The sequence below is a fragment of the Stenotrophomonas maltophilia R551-3 genome (assembly GCF_000020665.1).
Lineage (GTDB): Bacteria > Pseudomonadota > Gammaproteobacteria > Xanthomonadales > Xanthomonadaceae > Stenotrophomonas > Stenotrophomonas maltophilia_L.
On the sequence record NC_011071.1, the window covers coordinates 3441265 to 3462917 of the forward strand.

The 21653-nt window shown below is 68.1% G+C and carries 14 protein-coding genes; 2 read left to right on the top strand and 12 right to left on the bottom strand.

What is annotated here, in order from left to right; translation table 11 throughout:
• Nucleotides 1–91 precede the first annotated feature (91 nt).
• The 7 genes from SMAL_RS15675 to pilG all read right to left on the bottom strand — a co-directional run bounded on the left by SMAL_RS15675 (nt 92) and on the right by pilG (nt 12003).
• Nucleotides 92–556, bottom strand: coding sequence for a chemotaxis protein CheW (locus tag SMAL_RS15675; RefSeq protein ID WP_006385148.1), 465 nt, complete (start codon nt 554–556; stop codon nt 92–94).
• Nucleotides 553–1887: a chemotaxis protein CheB gene (locus tag SMAL_RS15680; RefSeq protein ID WP_012511874.1), complete on the bottom strand. Its 1335-nt coding sequence runs from the start codon at nt 1885–1887 to the stop codon at nt 553–555. Before SMAL_RS15680 ends, SMAL_RS15675 begins: the two co-directional genes overlap by 4 nt.
• Nucleotides 1874–8512, bottom strand: a complete 6639-nt coding sequence (locus SMAL_RS15685) for an Hpt domain-containing protein (protein ID WP_012511875.1) — start codon at nt 8510–8512, stop codon at nt 1874–1876. The genes SMAL_RS15680 and SMAL_RS15685 overlap by 14 nt, the downstream gene beginning before the upstream one ends.
• 100 nt (nt 8513–8612) lie before the next feature.
• A complete protein-coding gene (locus tag SMAL_RS15690; RefSeq protein ID WP_006385328.1) occupies nt 8613–10649 on the bottom strand; it encodes a methyl-accepting chemotaxis protein in 2037 nt (678 codons plus the stop codon).
• Nucleotides 10650–10690: 41 nt separating this feature from the next.
• Nucleotides 10691–11221 (bottom strand): chemotaxis protein CheW, encoded by a 531-nt coding sequence (locus SMAL_RS15695; protein WP_006385330.1) that lies wholly within the window; start codon nt 11219–11221, stop codon nt 10691–10693.
• Nucleotides 11221–11583, bottom strand: coding sequence for a response regulator transcription factor (locus SMAL_RS15700; RefSeq protein ID WP_006385332.1), 363 nt, complete (start codon nt 11581–11583; stop codon nt 11221–11223). Before SMAL_RS15700 ends, SMAL_RS15695 begins: the two co-directional genes overlap by 1 nt.
• A gap of 18 nt (nt 11584–11601) precedes the next feature.
• Nucleotides 11602–12003, bottom strand: coding sequence for a twitching motility response regulator PilG (gene pilG, locus SMAL_RS15705; protein ID WP_005418455.1), 402 nt, complete (start codon nt 12001–12003; stop codon nt 11602–11604).
• A 240-nt stretch (nt 12004–12243) separates the two neighbouring features.
• Here pilG and gshB point away from each other — a divergent pair, with 240 nt between their 5' ends.
• Nucleotides 12244–13191: a glutathione synthase gene (gshB, locus tag SMAL_RS15710; protein WP_012511876.1), complete on the top strand. Its 948-nt coding sequence runs from the start codon at nt 12244–12246 to the stop codon at nt 13189–13191.
• Nucleotides 13191–14075, top strand: coding sequence for an energy transducer TonB family protein (locus SMAL_RS15715; RefSeq protein ID WP_012511877.1), 885 nt, complete (start codon nt 13191–13193; stop codon nt 14073–14075). The genes gshB and SMAL_RS15715 overlap by 1 nt, the downstream gene beginning before the upstream one ends.
• Nucleotides 14076–14475: 400 nt before the next feature.
• Here the strand turns inward: SMAL_RS15715 and tsaB are convergent, their stop codons facing one another.
• From tsaB to SMAL_RS15740, 5 genes are all read right to left on the bottom strand, one after another.
• The gene (gene tsaB, locus SMAL_RS15720) at nt 14476–15189 is read right to left on the bottom strand and encodes a tRNA (adenosine(37)-N6)-threonylcarbamoyltransferase complex dimerization subunit type 1 TsaB (RefSeq protein WP_012511878.1); all 714 of its coding nucleotides are present in this window, start codon (nt 15187–15189) and stop codon (nt 14476–14478) included.
• Between the two features lie 9 nt (nt 15190–15198).
• Complete coding sequence (yoaA, locus tag SMAL_RS15725; protein ID WP_012511879.1) at nt 15199–17244, bottom strand: DNA repair helicase YoaA; 2046 nt, start codon at nt 17242–17244, stop codon at nt 15199–15201.
• A gap of 227 nt (nt 17245–17471) precedes the next feature.
• Complete coding sequence (locus SMAL_RS15730; RefSeq protein ID WP_050767040.1) at nt 17472–18008, bottom strand: hypothetical protein; 537 nt, start codon at nt 18006–18008, stop codon at nt 17472–17474.
• The gene (mrcB, locus tag SMAL_RS15735) at nt 18005–20446 is read right to left on the bottom strand and encodes a penicillin-binding protein 1B (protein WP_012511881.1); all 2442 of its coding nucleotides are present in this window, start codon (nt 20444–20446) and stop codon (nt 18005–18007) included. Before mrcB ends, SMAL_RS15730 begins: the two co-directional genes overlap by 4 nt.
• Before the next feature lie 84 nt (nt 20447–20530).
• The gene (locus SMAL_RS15740) at nt 20531–21583 is read right to left on the bottom strand and encodes a glycosyltransferase family 2 protein (RefSeq protein WP_006385413.1); all 1053 of its coding nucleotides are present in this window, start codon (nt 21581–21583) and stop codon (nt 20531–20533) included.
• Between the last annotated feature and the right edge of the window lie 70 nt (nt 21584–21653).

Consider the following 21653-nt stretch of genomic DNA (forward strand, 5'->3'; position numbering starts at 1 on the left):
ATCGCGCGACCGCTGCGCTCGCCGGGCATGGCCCGGCGCTACCGGGAATCCGGAACGCCTGAGGTAGCGCCGGGCCACGCCCGGCGGATTTTCAGGCGGCCAGCGAATCCAGCGCCGCTTCCAACGCGTCCAGGTTCGGCAGCAGTGCGCTCTGCTCGCCCAGCAACACACGCATGTGCACGATGTCCGGCAGGGTTTCCTCCGAGGCGTCGGCCAGCAGGCCATCGCGCGGCACCGAAATCAGCTGCGGGAAGTTCTGCGTCAGCAGGGCGTAGTACGGGCGTTGCGCGTTGCCGCTGAGGGCCTTCAGCACCACCACCTTGTTGTGGCCGCCCACGGCTTCTTCGCCCAGTCCCGAAAGACGTGCGAACGACACCAGCGGCACCTGCCAACCATGCCAGCCGATCTCGCCGACCAGCCAGCGCGGCGCATCGGAGACCGGCTGCACCGGCACGCGCGACATCATTTCGGCCACGGTGGCATTGGGCAGCAGCACGCGCGCGTTGCCGGCCTGGATCAGGACGCCGCGGATTTCGTCATTGCTGGCATAGCTCATGGTGCCTCTCCGTTGTCGTCCTGCTCACCCCAGCGCGCGGCAATCGCCTGCGCCAGTTCCTGCGGTTCGCCCGCGACCATACCGGCGGCAACCACAGCGGTGGCTGTGGCGGGGTCATAGCAGCCCTCGCCCACCTGCCCGGCCACCCAGGCGCCGGCGGCAGCCAGGTCCAGCGCCGGGCCGACGTGGACCAGGTCGGCGCCGCTGAGCAGCACCAGCGCCGTGTGTTCCGCCGGCAGCGCGGCAATCGAGATGCCCTGTGCGTTGCTGATGAAATGCAGGCCATCACCGGCCGCCTGCACGCCGATGTCATCGGCCAGCACGTGCACTTCACCGGGCGTGGCGCGCTGGCCGGCTTCAGCCAGCTGCACCGGCAACGGCGACACCCGTGCCATCTGCTTGACCAGGTTGCCGTAACGACCACCATCCAGCCGCATGTGCACCAGCACCGGCACGGCCAGCGACGCCGGCAGTGCGCCGAGCAGGCGCCGCAGCGCATCCGGGCCACCGATGCCGGCCAGCACCAGCAGCGATCCGGCGCGCGCGCCGACCGGCGCGGCAGCGTCCAGATCGACCAGGCTCAGGTGATCGGTATCGAACGAGGGCGGTGCCGCTTCGACCGCAGCGATGTTGGCAGCAGCGGCCGGTGCATCCGCCACGTCATCGACCAGCGACCACGCCGTGTGGTCGAAGGAGACCAGCGGTGCGGCAGTGGCAGGCTCGGCCATCGCTGGCGGCAACGACGGCGCCTGCAGCGATTCGGGGACGATCGGCTGCAGCGCGGCCAGTGCCTGCTCCAGCGCGATCGGCTCGTGCAGGTGCGCGGGGGGCGAGTACAGGCTGTCGGCCGGGACGTCGTCGGCCCAGCTCAGCGCCTGTTCCACGTGCGGCTGCAGTGCTTCTTCGCGTGGCGCGGGCGGCGGTGCCGGATGGCCCGGTTCCAGCTGCAGGCTGGGTTCTTCCTCGGCACCGGGCGGCAGCACCTGCTGGTGGCCGTGCAGCTTGGCGGCCAGATGGCGGCCCCAGCGCTGCACTTCCCAACCATCACGGCGTGCGGCCAGTTCGGCCTCGTCGAACACCAGGGTCAGGCCAGGTGCGGACAGCACAGTGTCCAGCCGTTCCAGCGCGTCCTCGATGGCCGCCTCCAGGGCGATCACCACGAACTGCGGTCGCGCCTGCTGCAGGACCTGCGGCTCCAGGCTGTTGGGGTCTTCTTCCAGCACCAGCTGCACATCGGCGTGCGACAACGCCTCACGCAGGCGCTCGCGCGCGGCGCCGGGGCGGGCCAACAGGGCAACGGCCGGGGCCGGATGGGCTTCACTCACGGACACGGGCGATCCCCAGCAGGTCGTACACGTTACGCATCAGGTCCAGTTCCTGGTACGGCTTGCCCAGGTAACGCTGGACACCGATCTCGAAGGCGCGCTGGCGGTGCTTGTCGCCGCTGCGCGAGGTGATCATCACGATCGGCACGTCCCTGTAGCGCGGGTCGGCACGCATCGCGGTGGCCAGCTCGTAGCCATCCATGCGCGGCATCTCGATATCCAGCAGTATCAGGTCGGGTACGCGCTCTTCCAGCCGCTCCAGCGCTTCCACGCCATCGCGGGCGACGCTGACCTCGAAGTTGTGGCGCTCGAGGATGCGGCCGGTGACCTTGCGCATGGTCAGCGAGTCGTCGACCACCATCACCAGCGGCACCTGGCGCTCCTGCCGTGGTGCATTGGCCAGTACCGGCAGCGTCGGATTGGCGAGGAAGCGGCGCACCAGCGGCGCCACGTCCAGGATCACCACCACGCGGCCATCGCCGGTGATGGTGGCACCGTAGATACCCGGCACCGAGGCGATCTGCAGGCCGACCGGCTTGACCACGATTTCGCGGTTGCCCAGTACCTGGTCGATCGCCACGGCGGCGCGCAGGTCGCCGGCGCGGACCAGCAGCAGCGGCACCTGGTCCTGGCCATCGGCACGCGCCGGGGCCTGTCCGACCAGGCTGCCGAGGTCGTACAGCGGGTAGTCTTCGCCGCTGTAGCGGTAGCTGCTGTCGGCGGCTTCAAAACGCTCGCGCGACAGGCGGCCGATACCACTGACCGAGGCGACCGGCACCGCGAAGGTGGTTTCGCCGATCTGCACGAACACCGCCTGGGTGACCGCCAGTGTCTGCGGCAGGCGCAGCGTGAAGCGCACGCCCTGGCCACGCACCGACTGGATGTCGACCGAGCCGCCCAGCTGGCGCACTTCGTTGCGCACCACGTCCATGCCCACGCCGCGGCCGGCCAACTGGCTGACCTGATCGGCAGTGGTGAAACCGGAGGCGAAGATCAGGTTGTCCAGCTCCTGCTCGCTCGGCTGCGCATCGGCAACCAGCAGGCCACGGTCGAGAGCGCGGCGGCGGATCGCTTCGCGATCCAGGCCAGCGCCGTCGTCGGCCACGTCCAGCACGATTTCCGAGCCTTCGCGGTGCAGGCGGATGGCAATCTCGCCCTCCTCCGGCTTGCCGGCGGCACGGCGCTGCTCCGGCGCTTCCAGGCCATGGGCCACGGAATTGCGTAGCATGTGTTCCAGCGGCGCGACCATGCGGTCGAGCACGTTGCGGTCGAGTTCGCCGTGGGTACCTTCCAGGGTCAGGTGGACCTGCTTGCCGGTGTCCATGCCGGCCTGGCGGACCACGCGGCGCAGGCGCGGCACCAGACCATCGAACGGCACCATGCGCGCGCGCATCAGGCCATCCTGCAGTTCCGAGCTGACGCGCGACTGCTGCTGCAGCAGCGAATCGTACTGGCGTGACAGATCATCGAGCACGCCCTGCAGGCCGCCAAGGTCAGCCGCCGATTCGTTCAGCGCACGGCTGAGCTGCTGCAGGGTGGAGAAGCGATCCAGCTCCAGCGGGTCGAACTTCTGATCGGCCTGGTCCTGCTCACGCTGGTAGCGGGCGACGATCTGCGCCTCGGTTTCCAGATCGAGGCGGCGCAGCTGATCGCGCAGTCGCGCGTTGGTACGTTCCAGCTCACCCATGGCGCCACGGAAGGCACCCAGCTGCTGCTCCAGCCGCGAGCGGTAGATCGCCACTTCACCGGCATGGTTGACCAGGCGGTCGAGCAGATCCGCGCGCACGCGTACCTGTTCCTGTTGCGGGCGCGCCAGCGCGTCTTCATCGACCACGCCTTCGGCCGGCAACGGCGCCGACAGCGGCGCATCAGCCAGTGCGGTGACCGGAGCTGCGATCGTTGCCGATGCGGCTTCGACCATGCTGGCGGCATTGGCCGCAGCGGCAGCCGCGGCGATATCGGTGGTGGTGCGGACCTCGAAGGCCTCGACCAGATCCTGTGCAGGTTCCACCACACGGTGGGCACCGGTGCGGGTCAGCAGCTGGTGCAGGCGGTCGAAACCACGCTCCAGCAGCTGCACGTCGCGGCGTTCGATCTCGGTGCGGCCGGCGGCGACAGCTTCCAGCAGCGATTCGATGCTGTGGCCAAGATCGCCGATGGCATTGATGCCGGCCATGCGTGCACCACCCTTGAGGGTATGCAGGTCGCGCTGCAGGCCGGACAGCGCCTCGCGATCCTGTGGCGCATCGCGCAGTTCGCTGATCAGGCCATCGCAGTGGTCGAGCAGGTCCTTGCCTTCCTCGACGAAGATGTCGACCAGCTCGCGGTCGTACACGCTGAAGTCGAGTGTGTCTGCACTGTCTTCGGTTTCTTCTTCGGCTGCTGCGGCCGGCATCGCGTCGATGACCAGGGAGCTGGCTTCGGCTTCGGCGACTTCGGCATGCACCGTCCCTTGACCTGGTGCGTCTTCGAGTTCGAAGAAGCGCACCGGCTCATCAGTGGCCTGCGGTGCTTCCGCAGCGATCTCCTCATTCACCGTCGCCGGGGACGGCTGATCGGCGCTCTCTCCTTCACCGACCGCCGCCTCCCCGCCGACGTCCGCATCCTCGGCAAAGGCTTCCGCCTCGCCCGGCGCGAGTTCGCTGGCCTGCAGGCCGAGTACGGGCCAATGCCCGTCGTCGGCCAGGGTCTGCTCTTCGTCGATCACGTGCAGGCCGGCCTCGAGCGCGGCTGCCAGCGTGACCGGTTCTGCAAAACCCGGCGCAGCCATTTCATCCTGCAGGCTCGACAGCTCGCTGTCGAGTGGCAGTGCAGCAGGTGTGTCGAGGAAGCTGTCTTCAACGACATCGGCGTCATCGGACAACGTCGCATTCAGGTTGATTGCGTCAGCTTCGCCGAACGTCGCTGCCTCATCAGCATCACGGTCATCCACCGGCAATGCGCTGGCATCCAGGTACGGCGACAGATCATCGGCCACGGTGAGATCGGCGGCGTCGGCCAGCGACGATGCGGGCTCCGCGTCCGCGTCCTCCGTGGCAGGGATTGCCGCGATCGCGTCCACCTGGACCGATTCAAGTGCGTCCGGGGCGATCACGGCGGGCTCGCCTTCGCCCGGCACCGACGGCCATCCCGCATCGAAGTAGCGCGAAAGATCATCGCTGGCGGTCAGCTCGGCAACGTCCAGCCCACTGTCGGCGGTGGCGAGGGCCGCTGCCACGTCCACCTCGGCCGGAATCGGTTCCAGCACCTGCTCGGACGGGGCTTCGAGAGCTGCCGGCACTTCGGCATCGTCCTCTGCGTCCAGCGCCAGGTCTTCGTCTTCATCTTCCAGCCCGACCATCGGCCAGCGCGCTTCCGGCAGTTCGCCGGCGAGCGCCTGCAAACGCTGCACCAGCGCGTCCTGCGGTGCGATGCGTGGCTGTTCGGCCTGCAGCGCGTCCATGGTCGCAGTGATCGCCTGCGCGGTCGCATCCAGTGCGGCCAGGCCTTCTTCACCCGGCACCACGTCAGCGGCCAGTGCACGCTTGATGTAGGACTCGGCGCCCCCGGTGACGGCGGTGATCTCCGGCACTTCGGTCATCGCGAAGGCACCGTTCATGGTGTGCACCGCGCGCAGCAGTGCGTCGCTGACCGGCTGCGGTGCCTGCTGCGCCGAGCGCAGCCAGTCCTGCAGGGTCGCCTGGTGGACTTCCACCTCGGCCTCGAGGATCTCGCGCAGCACGCTGTCGATGTTGGCCGGCGTACCGGTTGCTTCAACCACCGTACCAGCGTTGCCCTGCACCGATGCCACCGCTTCGGCCTCAAGGATGCGGCTGATCTCGTCTTCGCCTTCGGCCGCAGACGGCGGCACTGCCGGTGCGGCAGCGACCGGCAACGGTACGTAGAACGTTTCCTCGCCGGCGCCAACGCGGTCGGCGATGGCCTGCATCGCCTGCAGGTCGACGCTGATGCGCTGGCCATCGCGCAGCGCGGCGTTCAGCTGCGGCAACGCGGCGTGGGCGTTGTCGACCATCGCCAGCACCGCCGGCGAGGCCGCGCGGCTGCCATCCAGCACGCGGTTGAGCATGCCTTCGATCTTCCACGCGAACTCACCCAGGGTGCGCGCACCGACCAGGCGGCCACTGCCCTTGAGGGTGTGGAAGATGCGCCGGATCGGCCGCAGCCGGTCCATGTTGTCCAACTGCATGCGCCATGCCGGCAGCAGCGTGCCGAGGTTGGCCAGTTCGTCGTCGAACTCTTCCAGGAACACCTCGCGGATGTCCTCGTCGATGTTCTCCGCGTCGTCATCGAAGCCGGCCTCGAAGCCGGCGTCGGCAGCGACCACGACCGGCGTTTCCGCAGCGGCGGGAGTGGCTGCCGCCTGCGGATTGAAATCGGCGGCCGCCGCGCTCAGTTCGGCGAAGAACTGCGCATCGGCTTCGCTGAAATCGATGGGCGCGATGGTGTCGATATCAATCACCGATACCGCCGGCGCCGGTGCATCGGAGGCCGGCGTCAGCACCTCGGCCATCGGCGCGGGCACGTCCTCCGGCACATCCGCCGGAACGGCGTCGACTTCGGCAACCACGGGGCTTTCGTCCACCAGCACGGGCGCGGCGGTATCGACGATCTCCAGCGACGGCAGCAGGCCGGCATCGTCGTCCAGCGACAAGGTCTCCATCGCGTGCAGCGACAGCACGTCGTCGGCGTTGTCCAGCGCATCGGCATCGAAGCGGAACACCACATCATCGTCCGGCAGTGCGCCAGCCTCATGCTCGGCTGCAACCGGATCGAACACCGGCGCGGCATCGAAGCCGGTGTCGATCGATACCGCAACATCGCCAGCGTCATCAGCGGTCAGCGTGGTGGCATCCGCCAGGTCATGCGACGGCGCCCCGGACAACGCCCACTGCGGCGCAGCGAACTGCCCGGCATCGGCCTGTTCGAAGCCGACCGGATCGAAGCTGGCGAAGGTCGGGCTGCGTTCGTCATCGGCGACCGCCAGCGGATCGGCGTCCGGATGGAACGGCGCCAGGTCCCACTGCGGAACCTCGGGTGCCGGTGCACTGGAGGCCGCGAACACCAGCGGCGCATCCTCCCCGTCATGAAGCGACAAGGGCGTCGCGCCGGCGCTGCCGGCATTGACCGCAGCAGTGACTGCCGCGGAGCCCAGCGCACCAAACATCAGGCTGTTGTCGGCAACCTCTGGCGGCGCCACCGGCGGTGGATCGAAGGTGAAGTCCGGCAGCGGCACCGGTACGGTGCCAGCGGCGGGTGCGGCGGGCTGCACCGCGATCTCGACAGGTTCCGGCTGCAGCGGCCCGGTCTCCACCGCGACCGGCTCGCGCTCGACCAGCAGCGATGCGAACACCACCGGCTCGGCTGCGGCAGGCGTCGCTGCATTGCGGTCCGGCAGCGGCCAATAGCGCAGCGCTTCCAGGCTGCTACGGGTGATCTCGAGAATGTCCTCGCGGCCGGGGCGACGGTCGCGCAGCGCCTCCAGGTAATACTCGAGGCTGGCCATGGCATCGGCCAGGGTATCCAGCTGGCGGCCACTGGGCACGCGCTGGCGGCCGACCAGTTCGGCTTCGATGTATTGCTGCACGCCGCGCAGATAGTCGGCAGCAGTGCCCAGGTCGAGCATGCGCAGCGCGCCGGAGACATCGCCCAGCAGGCGCGGCACATCCTGCAGCTCGGCATGGTTCCAGCTGGTTTCAATGAAAGCGACGAAATGCTCGCGGGCCGCCGCGAAGTTGGCGATGGCTTCATGCGCCAGCACTTCCACGGTGCGCCGATTCTCGACCGCGCTCGGATCGTCCTCGCCACTGCCACCGGCGCCCAGATGGGCCACCTGGTCGTCCAGCGAGGCATCCACGTACAGCAGTGCGCCGGCGATATCCAGCAGCAGGTTCTCATCGATCTGCTGGCGACCCTCGACCACGCCACGCAGCGCGTCGCGCTGCTGCACGACCACGCCGCGGGCCACGCCCAGGCCCATCATGCCCAGCGTATCTGCCACGGCGCCAAGTTCGTTGGCCTGGGTCTGCAGCTGCTCCGGTGCGCCGCCGGTGCGCAGGTGCAGGTCCAGCGCATCCTTGATGCGCAGCAGTTCTTCCTTCACCGCGCTGCCCACGGTATCCAGCAGCTCGCGGTTGCGCCCGCTCAGGCTGCCACGGGCATGGTCCAGCTCGGCCTCGGTGGCACTGACGCTGTCCGGCGCGAACGCCAGCAGCACGCTGTCATGCACGCCTTCTTCGCCTCGCGCGGCACGGATCTCGTTGAGCAGCGGCATCAGCACGATCGGAATATCGCGATGACCGTTCTGCAGGCGCTCCAGGTAATCGGGCAGCAGCACGCTGCCGCGCATCAGGGTTGCACAGGCCTCATCGCGATCGGCCACACGGCCGGCACCGATGGCGTTGGACAGCTGTTCCAGCTCCTCGGCCACCATCGCCGGGGCATACAGCTCGACCATGCGCAGGGTGCCCTGCACCTGGTGCAGGTAGCCGGCGCAGATGCGCATGCGGCTGGCATCGCTGGGATCTTCCGCGTAGTACTCGACCTCGTTGCGCACCTGGCGCAGGGTCTCGTCCAGCTCGGGCTTGACCCAGCCCAGCGCTGCGTGGCTCATCGCATCGCGCAGACTGCTCATGGACGCGCTCCGTTCGCCGCCGCGCGGTGGCCGCGCGAGTTCTGGCGTGGGAAATGGAAATGCTTCATCGACTGGTTCCTTGCTCGCCGCCCTGTCCGCGTCACGCCGGCAGCTTGAAGTCGGCGACCGAACGACGCAGGTCGGCCGCCAGCTGCGCGAGGTGGCCGATCGATTCGGCGGTCTGCCCGGCACCCTGCGAGGTCTGGCCGGTGATCTGCCGGATCACGCCCATGGTGCGGGTGATGTCCGAGGCCGCAGCGGACTGCTGCTGGGCAGCGATGGAGATGTTCTTGATGAGGTTGTTCAGGGCGTTGGACACGCGCTCGATTTCGGTCAGGGCGGTACCGGCGTCTTCGGCCAGGCGCGCACCGGACACCACTTCGGCAGTGGTCTGCTCCATCGAGGTGACCGCTTCGTTGGTATCGGCCTGGATCGCCTGCACCAGGTTTTCGATGCGTCGGGTCGCCCCCGAGGTGCGTTCTGCCAGGCGCTGCACTTCGTCGGCCACCACGGCAAAACCGCGGCCGGCCTCACCGGCCGAAGCTGCCTGCACCGCCGCGTTCAACGCCAGAATGTTGGTCTGTTCGGAAATGTCGTTGATCAGTTCCACGATCGAGCCGATTTCCTGCGACGATTCACCCAGGCGCTTGATGCGCTTGGAGGTTTCCTGGATCTGGTCACGGATCTGGTCCATGCCCTGGATGGTCTCGCGGACCACGCCGGCACCCTCGGCGGCGATGACCACCGAACGCTGTGCCACGTCGGCCGATTCGGCCGAGTTGCGCGACACCTGCTCGATGCTCGCCGCGATTTCGCCGATGCGGTCCGAGGCCGAGGTGATCTGGTTGGCCTGGTGGCCTGCCGCCTCTGCAAGCTGCATGGCGGTGGCCTGGGTTTCCTGGGTGGACAGCGCGACCTTGGCCGAGGTGTCGTTGATGGTGGTTACCAGGTGGCGCAGCTCGTCAACCGCGTAATTGATTGCGTCGGCGATGGCGCCGGTCATGTCCTCGGTCACCGAGGCCTTCACGGTCAGGTCGCCCTCACCCAGCGAGGAAATTTCGTCCAGCAGCCGCATGATCGCCTGCTGGTTGCGGCTGTTGAACTCCACCTGGGTCTGGTAGCGCAGCTCCTGCTCGCGCGAGCGGCTGCGCACGTTGGTGGAGACGAAGCCGATGATCGCGATCAGCGACAGCGCACCGGACACCACACCAATCCAGAAATTCGGGAACAGGCGGGTATCGGACACCGAACCGAACGAGGAGAACGCTTCGAACAGCTTGCGGCTGTCGTCCAGCATGTGCGCCGAACCCTGGCCCAGCGCGGTGGCGGCGGACTGTGCGGCAAACAGCTGGCGCGAGCTGGCCAGGATCGCGTCGGCGTCCTGCTTCATCGCTTCCCACTTCTGCTGTGACTGCTCCAGCGCAGCGACGGCGGCGGCACCACGCACGGCGGTGATGCCCAGTTCCTCGTTGCCATTGCGCAGGCCATCGAGCACCTGCGAGAACACGGTGATGTCACGTGCCAGCGCATCACCGGCAGTGGCCGCACCACTGCCACCGGCACGCATTTCGGTCACGCGACGGGCCATCGAACCGGCCACCACGACCTGTTGCAGCGCGCTGTATACCTGCGCCGACGGCGCGCCGGAGGCGGACATCGCACGCACCAGTTCATTCAGCTGAGCCTGCAGGCCCGGCACCGCGCCGCTGAAGTTGTTGGCGTTGCCAGCCAGGGCCAGCACCGCCGGCTCACTGGCGACCAGCTGGCCGGCCTGCTTGCCCAGCGGCGCCCAGGTTTCACCCAGCGTGGAGATCGCGCCGGACACGCCCGGCTCCTTGCCGTAGCGCCCCTGCAGGGTCGACACGTTCTGTTCGATCGCGTTGCGGGTGGCCTTGAAGGCGGTGAACGCCTGCGCGTTGCCACCCACCGCGTCACGGCCCTGGTTGGCCAGCTGCTGCGACAGCACCTGCAGGTCGGCGGCCTTGGAGCCGGCATCGGCCAGGCGGCTGCCCTGCCAGGTGGCGACGCCGGTGTTGACGCCGAACAGGATCATCGATGCCAGCAGCAGGAACAGCCAGAGGTTGCTGCCGCCCAGCCGCAGCTTGCCGGTCTTGGTGGCGCCCGAAGCAGTACTCATCGTTCAACCTCGTTCTTCAATGCAGGGGGCAATGCCCGGCCTCAGGCCGCGGCTTGCCGGAATTCAGGGGTGCGCGACAGCAGCGAGAGCGAGAACACGCCCCAGTCCTGGCCGTCGGCATGAAAGGCGCGGTCGACAAAATGGCCATAACGCCCATCGGCCAGTGCACCGGCCTCGATCTGCTGGGCCAGTTCGAAGCTGCGCTGGCCGAACAGTTCATCGATGGTCAGCGCGACGTCGCCGCCGGCCTGGCGCATGATCAGCACACGCTGGCCTTCCTGCTGCACAGTGCGCGTGCCTTCCAGGAAGTACTTCAGGTCGACCACCGGGAACAGGTTGCCGCGCAGGTTGCCCACGCCCAGCAGCCACGGTTGCGCGCACGGCACCGGGGTTACCGGCGGCATCGGTACGATTTCCACCACTTCGCGGAAATCGGACACCAGCCGACGCTGGCCGACGCGATAGCCGACGCCACGCCACAGGTCCTGGGCGAACTGCCGTTCGGGCAGCTGCACCGCATGGGCCAGGCTGCGCCGTTCGTAGGCTTCAAGAATGTCGAAGGGCGAGCGCATCAGGCCACCAGTTCGTTGATCCGCGCGATCAGTTCATCCTCGCGCGGCGGCTTGACGATGTAATCGGCCGCGCCCTGGCGCAGGCCCCAGGCCTTGTCGGTTTCCATCGCCTTGGTGCTGACGATGATCACCGGGATGTGCTTGATCGCGGCGTCGCGGGCCATCGCCCGGGTCGCCTGGAAACCGCTCATGCCGGGCAGCACCACGTCCATCAGCACCAGCTGCGGCGATTGGTCGCGGACCAGCTGCAGGCCATCCTCGGCGTTGTCCGCTTCCAGCACCTCGTGGCCGGCACGGCGCAGCCACTGGGTGAACACCGCGCGGTCGGTCGGTGAATCCTCGATCAGAACGATACGAGCCATTGTGCCTTTCCCCCCTGGTCAGGCGTTGACGTATGTGCGGATGGCACCCAGCAGTTCTTCACGCGTGAAAGGCTTCGTCAGGTACTGCTCCGAGCCGACGATGCGTCCCCGCGCCTTGTCGAACAGGCCATCCTTGGACGAGAGCATGATGACCGGGGTCGCCTTGAACAGCTGGTTGCCCTTGATCAGCGCACAGGTCTGGTACCCGTCCAGGCGCGGCATCATGATGTCGACGAAGATGATCTGCGGTTGCTGGTCTGCGATCTTCGCAAGCGCTTCGAAGCCGTCGGTGGCGGTGACCACCTCGCAGCCTTCGCGCTTGAGCAGCGTTTCCGCAGTCCTGCGGATGGTCTTCGAATCATCGATGACCATCACCCGGAGTCCTGCGAGTTCCCCGCCCGCAGTCGTGTTTTCAGTCATTGCCTATCCCCAAGCGCACGGCCCGATCTCTGGCGGGGGCCGCTACGAAAGCGTATCTATATCGCACTTTCCGCGCCCGCTTCAAGGCCGCCCCATGGCGCGGGGCATGGCGCCCTCCTGAACGTGACGGGTTTCGCAATGACTGCGCGGGCGCCGGGCGGACGCAGCGTTGCAGTACGGCGGGGAGGCGCGCGACCGGCGTTGCCGCTACCATCAACGCCTTGCCAGACAGGTGCGCCCATGCCGTTGAACGTCATCGTGGTGATGGATCCCATCGCCCACATCAAGATCGCCAAGGACACCACCTTCGCCATGCTGCTGGAAGCCCAGCGCCGCGGCCATGCCCTGCACTACGTGCGACCGGGCGGGCTGGCCCTGGAAGGCGGCGTGGCGGTGGCCCAGACCGCGCCGCTGCAGGTGCGCGACGACCCGGCTGGCTGGTATGAGCTGGGCGCGTTCAGCCGCACCGAATTCGGTCCCGGCCAGATCGTACTGATGCGCAAGGACCCGCCGGTCGACGCCGAGTACATCTACGACACCCAGGTGCTGGACGTGGCTGCGGCGGCCGGTGCCTGCGTGGTCAACAACCCGCAGGGGCTGCGCGACTACAACGAGAAGCTGGCCGCCCTGCTGTTCCCGCAGTGCTGCCCGCCGACCCTGGTCAGCCGCGACGCCAAGGCGCTGAAGGCCTTCGCGCTGGAACACGGCCAGGCCGTGCTGAAGCCGCTGGATGGCATGGGCGGCCGCTCGATCTTCCGCAGCGGCCAGGGCGATCCGAACCTGAATGTGATCCTGGAAACGCTGACCGACGGCGGCCACAGGATGGCGCTGGCACAGAAATTCATCCCGGACATCACCGCCGGCGACAAGCGCATCCTGCTGGTCGATGGTGAGCCGGTCGATTACTGCCTGGCGCGCATCCCGCAGGGCGATGAATTCCGCGGCAACCTCGCCGCCGGCGGTCGCGGCGAAGGCCGCCCGCTGAGCGAGCGCGACCGCTGGATCGCCGCCCAGGTCGGGCCGGAGATGAAGCGTCGTGGCATGCGTTTCGTCGGCCTGGACGTGATCGGTGATTACCTGACCGAGGTCAACGTGACCAGCCCAACCTGCGTGCGCGAACTCGACGCACAGTACGGCCTGAACATCGCTGGCACCCTGTTCGACGCGCTCGAGGCCGGCCTGCGCTGATGCCCCCCGCACCTGCCGTCCTGCCCCCGCCGCCGCGCGAAGCGCAACGGCTGGGGGCGACCATCGCGCTGTCGGTCCTGGTCCACGCCCTGCTGATCCTGGGCGTGGGCTTTGCCGTGAAGGGCGATGCGCCGCTGGTGCCGACGCTGGAAGTGATCTTCAGCCAGACCCGCACCGCACTGACGCCCAAGCAGGCCGATTTCCTGGCCGCGGCCAGCCAGGAGGGCGGCGGCGAGCACGACCGCGCACAGCGCCCGCGCGACAACCAGGCCGGCATCGTGCCGCAGGCCCAGTCCGGGCTGAGCCCGGTGCCGCAACAGCAGCAATCGGCCGCGCCCGTGCCACCGCCGCAGGCGCGGGTGGTCAGCAGCCGCAATGGCGAGGACACAGTGGTGCAGGCGCAATCGCGCCCCACCCCGCTGGAGCCGACGCCGGATGCGCCGATGACCGCGCGCGAACAGCGTGATGCGGAAATGGCGCGCCTGGCAGCGGAAGTGCACCTGCGTTCTGCGCAGTACGCCAAGCGCCCGAACCGAAAATTCGTCTCCGCCAGTACGCACGAATATGCCTATGCCAATTACCTTCGCGCGTGGGTCGACCGCGCCGAGCAGGTGGGCAACCTGAACTATCCGGACGAGGCGCGGCAGCGCCGTCTCGGCGGCCAGGTGGTGATCAGCGTGGGCGTGCGCCGCGATGGCAGCGTGGAAAGCAGCCGCATCCTGCGTTCGAGCGGGACGCCGTTGCTGGACGAAGCTGCGCTGCGGGTGGTGCAGCTGGCACAGCCGTTCCCGCCGCTGCCGAAGACCGAAGACGAGATCGATATCCTGCAGGTCACGCGTACGTGGGTGTTCCTGCCGGGCGGCGCCCTGCGCGACGATCGGTAGGGGTTTGTTGCCCGGGCCTGCGGCCCGGGACCCGCAGAGGCAACGGCCACAGCCGAAGCAACAGCAGAAGCGGCGGCAGAGATGCCGCCCCACCTCTGACAGATCGCGGCGCATTTTTGCTATTGGTAGGTGTCGACCTTGGTCGACACACATCCACGCCACGCGTGGATGCGAGCGAAGCGACCCGCTTTTGACTTTGATTTTCTTTTTTGATTTTCCGCGGCGGACGCACACGGAAACTGTCAGAGGCGGGGCGGGGTGGGGTCGCGGGGGTGTCCGCGGCATGGATGCCGCGGCCAAGCCCCTGGGACGGGTTCACGGCGTCCCCCGCGAGCCCACCCCGCCCGGCCCAGCGCGGCTTCTGCTCTTGCCTTCAGCAACCACCCCCGCCACGAGGGGCTCAGCCGTTGGCCTTCGCCTTCGCCTCGCGCGCGGCCTGCTGCTCGACCAGGGTCAATGCCACGTTGTCGCGCAGGTACGCCGGCTCCACCTTCTCCGGCGCAATGGCTTCGCCACGTGCGAAGGCTGGCACCGCCAGCGTCAGCAGATCCGACGCGCGCGGCAGTGCAGTGGCATCGAATCCGCGCAGGCCAGCACCGAGCTGCGCCACCAGTGCGCCCTCGGCCGCACCGAAACCGGTGCCGACGCCGTAGGCAGCCAGCCCTTCCGGCAACGCCACCACAGCAGGTGCGCACACGCGTTCGGCATCGCGTGCCACCGGCAGGCCGTCCACGCGCTCAAAGCGCGCGACGTACAACTCACCCATGCGCGCGTCGATTGCCGAAACTATCTGGTTTTCTTCGACCGGCGCGCGCAGCGCCAGTACCTGCAGCGTCGAGACCGGCAGCAGCGGGCGGTCCAGCGCCAGCGCGATACCCTGCGCAATGGCGATCGCCAGACGCACGCCGGTGAACGCACCGGGGCCACGGCTGAGCGCGATGCCGTCCAGTTGGCGGCGGCTGATGCCGGCTTCGGCCAGCAGCGCCTCGGCCCATGGCAGGCTCAGTTCGGCATGCCGGCGCGGGGCGATCTCGAAACGTTCCAGCACCTGCCCATCCACATGCAGGGCAACGGAACAGGCTTCGGTGGCGGTTTCAAAAGCGAGCAGTTTCATCGGATCAGGTCAGAACAGGGGGAACGTGGCGCCGGGTGCCGGTTGCGGGCCCGCCGCAACAGCGGACGGAGCAGCAGCATCGGCCACGGGTGCCCATTGTGGCGTAAAGAAGGCCTGCACATCGGCCAGGCTGCGGGTACGCCGGAACGGCGGCAGCGAATCGAGGAAGACCCGGCCATAGCCCCGGTTGAGCAGGCGCGGGTCGCACAGCACCAGTACGCCACGATCGCTCTCACTGCGGATCAGGCGGCCGACGCCCTGCTTCAGCGCGATCACGGCCTGAGGCAACTGCTCGTCGCGGAACGGGTTGCCCCCCTGGCTGCGGATCGCCTCCAACCGCGCCTCGTACACCGGGTCATCCGGCGCCGCGAACGGCAGCTTGTCGATCATCACCACGCTCAGCGCTTCGCCGACCACGTCCACACCCTCGCGGAAGCTGGCCGAGCCGAGCAGCACGCCGTTGCCGGATTCGCGGAAGCGCTGCAGCAGCGTCGCGCGTGGCGCCTCGCCCTGCACGAACAACGGCCATGGCCCGTCGCGCAATGCCTCGGCCGCCTCACGCAGGGCGCGATGCGAAGCAAACAGCAGGAATGCCCTGCCCTGCGACGCCTGCAACACTGGCCGCAGGCTCTGGATCAGTGCGGTACCGAAACCGCGCGCGGCGGGATCGGGCAGGCCCTCGGGCATGTAGCACAGCGCCTGCTCAGGCCAGTTGAACGGACTCGGCTGCACCAGCGTGTGCGGATCGTCCAGGCCCAGGCGGGTGGCGATGTGATCGAAACCACCGCCCACGGTCAGCGTTGCCGAAGTGAAGATCCACGCGGCACGGCTGCGCTCGCGATGCTCACGCAACGGACCGGACACATCCATCGGCGTGCGCTGGCAACGGAAACCACGCGGCGTAAGCTCGTACCAGAGCACATCGGCCGCACTGTTCGCTTCCGACGGATCGGTGTCGAAATCGAGAGTGGGTTCGTCATCGCCCAGCCAGCGGCTGAGCCGCGAGACCGCCTCGCGCGCCCGCGCATGGCAGGCATCCAGGCCGGCCGCCGCTTCGCGCAGCGGCTGCAGTGCCTGCTCCAGCATCACCAGGCCCGCCATCACCGTATCGAAGCCGTCACGTACCTGCGGCATCGCCAACGCACGCCACTGCGTGCCACGCGACGGCAGCCCTTCCATCGCCGATCGCAACGCCAGCAGCGCCTGCTGCAGCTGATCGACCGGCTCCTGCAGGGCCGACTGTGCGCCACCCACGCCACGTGCTTCGGCCAGGCAGTCGCGTCCCAGCTCCTGCCACGGGCGCATGCCGAAGCCTTCGCCAAAAAACTGCGCGGCCAATTCGGGCAGCTGATGCGCCTCGTCGATGACGAAGGCCTGTGCACCGGGCAACAGCTCACCGAAGCCGTCCTGCTTCAGCGCCAGATCGGCCAGCAGCAGGTGATGGTTGACCACCACCACATCGGCGGCCTGCGCGCGTTGCCGCGCGCGCACCACGAAGCAGTCATCCCAGAACGGGCAATCGGTGCCCAGGCAGTTGTCGACAGTGGAAGTGACCATCGGCAGCAATGGGGAGTCGTCGGCCAACCCGTCGAGCTCGGCGATGTCACCGAACTCCGAGCGACCGGACCAGGCCAGGATCCGCTGGAACTGCGCTGCCTGTTCGGGGCTGGAAAAACGCGGCTCTCCACGCGCCTGCTGCAGGCGGTAGCGGCACAGGTAATTCGCACGCCCCTTCAGCAGCGCACTGCGCAGGCCGACCCCGAGCGCCTGGCGCACGCGCGGCAGATCGCGGTGGTAGAGCTGGTCCTGCAGCGCACGGGTGCCGGTGGAGATGATGGTACGCAGCCCGGACAGCAGCACCGGCACCAGATAGGCGAAGGTCTTGCCGGTGCCGGTACCGGCTTCGGCCAGCAACAGATCACGCTGCTGCAACGCGTCGGCGATCGCTTCGGTCAGGCGCAGCTGTGCGGGACGCGGGACGAAGGCATCCAGGTGCGAGGCGAGCGCGCCGCCGTCGCTGAGGGCTTCGCGGCTGGCATGGACAAGGTCGGACATCAGAGGGAAAGGATACCCGGCCGGGCGCTGCCCGGCACCCGTTTCAAGCCAGAGCACCAGCAACAGCAACAGCGGTGTTCATGGCTCTGGGTTGTACTGGGGACTGGCAGGGGACTGTGGGTTTGCGGGGACGCCGTAAACCCACCCCGCCCGGCCCAGCGCGGCTTTTGCTTCTGGCTTCAGCGATCAACCCACAACCACGAGGGGCTGCGCCGTTGGCCGGAAACTCAGTACCGCTTGATCCCCGGCACAGTGCAGCCTTCAATCTGCGCATGCGCGGACACTGCGTTCTCCTTCTCGCCGCGCGCCAGACGCGACTGCTCGATCGTCGCCCAGTGCCGGCGGCACAGCGGCCCGGTCTTCGAGCCCAGATCAACGGCCTTGCGCGCGAACGTCTCCGCCTGTGCCCATTGGCCCTGCAACAGCGCCAGCTCGGCACGCTCCTGCAACACCGCCGGGTCACCGGCCACGATCTCCAGCGCATGGTCCAGGCTGCTGGATGCGCCAGCCAGGTCGTTGGCCTGGCGCTGGGCCTGCGCGGCCAGGCGCAGGTCTTCCACCTGCGAATCACGCAGCGGCTGCACCGACAGTTCCTTGTCGTCCGGGCCTGCTGCGGCGTCGACTGCGGCCAAGCGCTGCGCCGGCGTCGTGGTATCCACCGGCTTGACCACCGGCGGCGGGCTGCTCACGCAGGCGGCCAAGGCCAGGCTGAGGCCGGTCAGGGCCAGGGGCTGCAGCAGGGATCGGATGTTCATCGGCATCATCGGCTCGGAGGAGGTGTGGCCGCGGCGGGTGCCGCGGCAGGTTCAGCAGGCGGCTCGGGCTTTCGGTCCAGGCCGAACCAGCTGCGCCAGCCGCCGCCCTCACCTTCGGCCCCACCCTGCCCATCCGGCGACACCGCCGGCGCACACGGCGCATAGGCCGGTGCATAACCCACTACGAACGGGAAGCGACGCGCGCCCGGGCAACCATCGTCGGTAGTGTTCATGCCGGTGGCGGCCACCGACTGCCAGTCCAGGCCCTTGTTGCTGACCCGCAGCGGGGCACTCGGCAGGCGCTGGAAGATGCCCGACCACACCCGCATCGCACCGGTGGCACCGTACAGGCCGGCCTGCTCGTTCTGGTCGTTGCCCATCCAGATCACCGCCAGGTGGTCACCGGTGTACCCGGCGTACCAACTGTCGCGACCATCGTTGGTGGTACCGGTCTTGCCCGCCGGCTGCAGGCGGCCGAGGCCATCGGCGTTCAGGCGCTGCGCGGTGCCGCTGGCGACCACCTGCTGCAGGCCGACGCTGATCAGATTGGCGGCGATCGAGTCACCTTCCTGCGCCGGCGCCGGGGTCTTGTCGTAGCGCTTGAGCAGCTTGCCCTGCGGATCGAGCACGCCACGCACCGCGTGCAACGGTTGGATCTCGCCACCCGAAGCCAGGAACTGGTACAGCTGCGCCATCGCGTAGGGGCTCTGGTCGGTCGAACCGAGGATCACCGCCGGATTCGCCTCGGCCTTGATCCCGGCCAGCACGTGGATCAGCTGGGTCACGCGCTCGGGGCCGACCTGCATGCCCACGCGCACCGTGGCCTGATTGTAGGAATGCGCCAGCGCGTCGATCAGGCGCACCGTGCCGTGGCTGCGGTTGTCGGCATTGCCGGGATTCCAGTTGCGGCCGCGGCCGAGCTGCACGGTCACCGGTGAATCGTCGACCCAGCTGGCCAGCGAGTAGCGGTCCGGCTGTGCCAGCGCCAGCAGGTACACGAACGGCTTGAGCAGCGAGCCGACCGGGCGCTGTGCCTCGATGGCGCGGTTGAAGCCGACTTCGGAGACCTCGCGGCTGCCGATCACCGCCAGCACGTCGCCGTTGTGCACATCGGTCAGCACCATGCCGGCCTGCAGCTCCGGCCGGCGCTTGCTCTCCAGCGACTTGATGGTGCGGGTGACCGCGCCTTCGGCATAGGCCTGGGCGGACGGCGACATGCCGCTCATCACGCTCAGGCCCGCGCCCTGCAGTGCCGATTCCGGATAGTCATGGCCAAGCTGGCGACGGACCAGATCGACGTAGGCCGGGAAGCGGTTGGCAGCGACCAGGCCCGGGGTCTTGGGCACGCCGAGCGGCGCCTTGAGGGCGCGCTGGTACTCGGCATCGTCGATCAGGGTTGCCTCGTGCAGCTTGCCCAGCACGAAGTTGCGGCGATCCAGCGCGCGTTCCGGGTTGCGACGCGGATCGTAGAAGGAGGGGCCCTTGACCAGGCCGATCAGCAACGCGATCTGCTCGGTTTCCAGCGACGACAGGTCGCGGCCGAACCAGAATTCGGCACCGGAGGACATGCCGTGGATGGCCTGGCTGCCGCGCTGGCCCAGGTACACCTGGTTGAGGTAGGCCTCGAAGATGGTGCGCTTGTCGTAGCGCGCTTCCATGATCAGCGCGTAGAGCACTTCATTGAACTTGCGGGTGACCGTCTGTTCCTTGCCAATACCGAGCAGGCCGCTGCGGGCCAGCTGCTGGGTCAGGGTGGAAGCACCCTGGCGGCTCTGGCCGCCGGAACGAATCGTCACCCACACCGCACGCGCGATGCCGGACAGATCGATGCCGTGATGGCGGTTGAAGTCCTTGTCCTCCACCGCCTGCAGGCCGGTCACCAGCAGGTCAGGTGCCTCATCCATGCGGATCAGGCGGCGCTCTTCCTGCTTCTGCCCGTACAGGGTGGCGATACGCGCCGGATCCAGCCGCGCGGCCTTCAGTGCCTTGCGACTGCCAGCGTCACGCAGCGAGGCGATGCCTCCATCGGCCAGCGACAGCTCGACACGACGCGCGGCGACCACGCCATCCACGTCGTTGTAGCCACGGCTGGAGATGACGAAACGGCCGCCGTTCACGGCGTAGGTCGCCGGCTCCTTGCCCTGCCCGTCATCGCGGTAGGCGGAGGCGGCCAGCTCGGTCTTCAGGGTGGACGCGTCCATCGCCTTGCCGGGCGTGAGCACCAGCGGGCGTGCATAGACCCGCGTCGGGATCTGCCAGCGCAGTTCGCCGAAGCGCTGGGTCACCTGCTGGTTCAGGTACAGCGTATAGGGAATCAGGAAACCCAATCCCAACGCGACCGCTGCCATGCTCCAGGTGATCAGGCGGCGCCGCCACAGGGGGCTGTTGTCCTGCTGGTCGTCGTCGTCGAAATCGTCGATGTCGTCGGAATCGTAGCGTCGGGGCACGGGAATGCTGGAAGGTAGGGTCTGGCGAGTCTAACGCAGGCACTGCGGTGGCTGGCAGGCGGTGGCCCGCGGTTTCACTGCAGTTCAAGCAGCACGAGGCTTCCGCCAACCGGTTCCGGCCCCCGCCAACGCCGCCCATACACCCTTCCAGCCGGCTCCGGCCAGGCAGACGTTGGCCAGCCTTGCGATCAAGCGCGGCGCGTCATGGCCGATCCAGCGCAGGCTGACATCTGCCCGCCGATACAACTGCAGCCGTGACCAGGCCATGCGCCAGGCCAGCGCGTGAAGGCCCTGGTAGTGTTCGGGTGCTACCACCACACCGCGCTGCCGCAGCAGGTCCGCCAGGGCGAGCAGGCGCCCGGCCGTACGCTGGCGGGCCTGCGCGTCGAACAGGTCAAGATGACGCAGGCGCTGCAGGAAACCGCGCCGGCTTGCGCCGATCTGGTTGTTGCCGTGTTGCCGGTAATCGATGGTTGGCTCGGCCAGCATGTCCAGCCCTCCACGCAACGACGCATTGACTGCCAGCCACTCGTCATGGCTCCAACCGGGCGGCACCGGCAACGCGCTGGTCAGCAGGGTGCGACGCACTGCACAGGTGGCCCCGGTGATGAAATTGCGCAACAGGATCGCGTCGATGGCCTGGCCCGAGCGCTCCAGTTCCACTTCGGCTGGATGTACCACCAACACCTCCAGCAGTTGCTGGCCCAGCGGCGCTCCCTCTGCGTCCACCAGCCGCGCATCGCTGTGCAGCAGCAACAAGCCCGGATCGGCGCTGAAGCGCTGGGCATAGGTGCGGACCCGCCCCGCATGCCAGACATCATCCTGGTCGCACAGGAACAGGATGTCGGCCTGGCAGCGTTGCAGCGCATCGGAGAAATTGCGTACATAGCCAAGATTTCGCGTGTGCTGGACAATCTCGACCCGGACCCCCAGAGCCTGCGCACGCGGCACGAAAGCCTGAAGCAGCTCCAGTGTCTGGTCGCTGGAGCCGTCATCACCAATCACGACTTCGTGCACCCGCGGGTCCTGGCTGAGGATGCTGTCCAGCTGCGCCTGCAGGTAGCGAGCCCCGTTGTAGGTGCACAGCGCGACACCAATGCGCTCGGCAGGGGCCGATCGGGATGGCGCGTCAGGCATCGAACGTACTCGCGGAAAACCAAGGCCGGGGGATGGTAGCAGAGCCCTCCAGCAGATGGATTCAGGCCCC

Excerpts from the sequence above, each read along its gene's own strand:
- SMAL_RS15675 (WP_006385148.1), bottom strand. The coding sequence starts at position 556 with ATGAGCTATGCCAGCAATGACGAAATCCGCGGCGTCCTGATCCAGGCC.
- SMAL_RS15685 (WP_012511875.1), bottom strand. The coding sequence starts at position 8,512 with ATGAGCAGTCTGCGCGATGCGATGAGCCACGCAGCGCTGGGCTGGGTC.
- SMAL_RS15690 (WP_006385328.1), bottom strand. The coding sequence starts at position 10,649 with ATGAGTACTGCTTCGGGCGCCACCAAGACCGGCAAGCTGCGGCTGGGC.
- SMAL_RS15695 (WP_006385330.1), bottom strand. The coding sequence starts at position 11,221 with ATGCGCTCGCCCTTCGACATTCTTGAAGCCTACGAACGGCGCAGCCTG.
- SMAL_RS15700 (WP_006385332.1), bottom strand. The coding sequence starts at position 11,583 with ATGGCTCGTATCGTTCTGATCGAGGATTCACCGACCGACCGCGCGGTG.
- pilG (WP_005418455.1), bottom strand. The coding sequence starts at position 12,003 with ATGACTGAAAACACGACTGCGGGCGGGGAACTCGCAGGACTCCGGGTG.
- gshB (WP_012511876.1), top strand. The coding sequence starts at position 12,244 with ATGCCGTTGAACGTCATCGTGGTGATGGATCCCATCGCCCACATCAAG.
- SMAL_RS15715 (WP_012511877.1), top strand. The coding sequence starts at position 13,191 with ATGCCCCCCGCACCTGCCGTCCTGCCCCCGCCGCCGCGCGAAGCGCAA.
- tsaB (WP_012511878.1), bottom strand. The coding sequence starts at position 15,189 with ATGAAACTGCTCGCTTTTGAAACCGCCACCGAAGCCTGTTCCGTTGCC.
- yoaA (WP_012511879.1), bottom strand. The coding sequence starts at position 17,244 with ATGTCCGACCTTGTCCATGCCAGCCGCGAAGCCCTCAGCGACGGCGGC.
- SMAL_RS15730 (WP_050767040.1), bottom strand. The coding sequence starts at position 18,008 with ATGATGCCGATGAACATCCGATCCCTGCTGCAGCCCCTGGCCCTGACC.
- SMAL_RS15740 (WP_006385413.1), bottom strand. The coding sequence starts at position 21,583 with ATGCCTGACGCGCCATCCCGATCGGCCCCTGCCGAGCGCATTGGTGTC.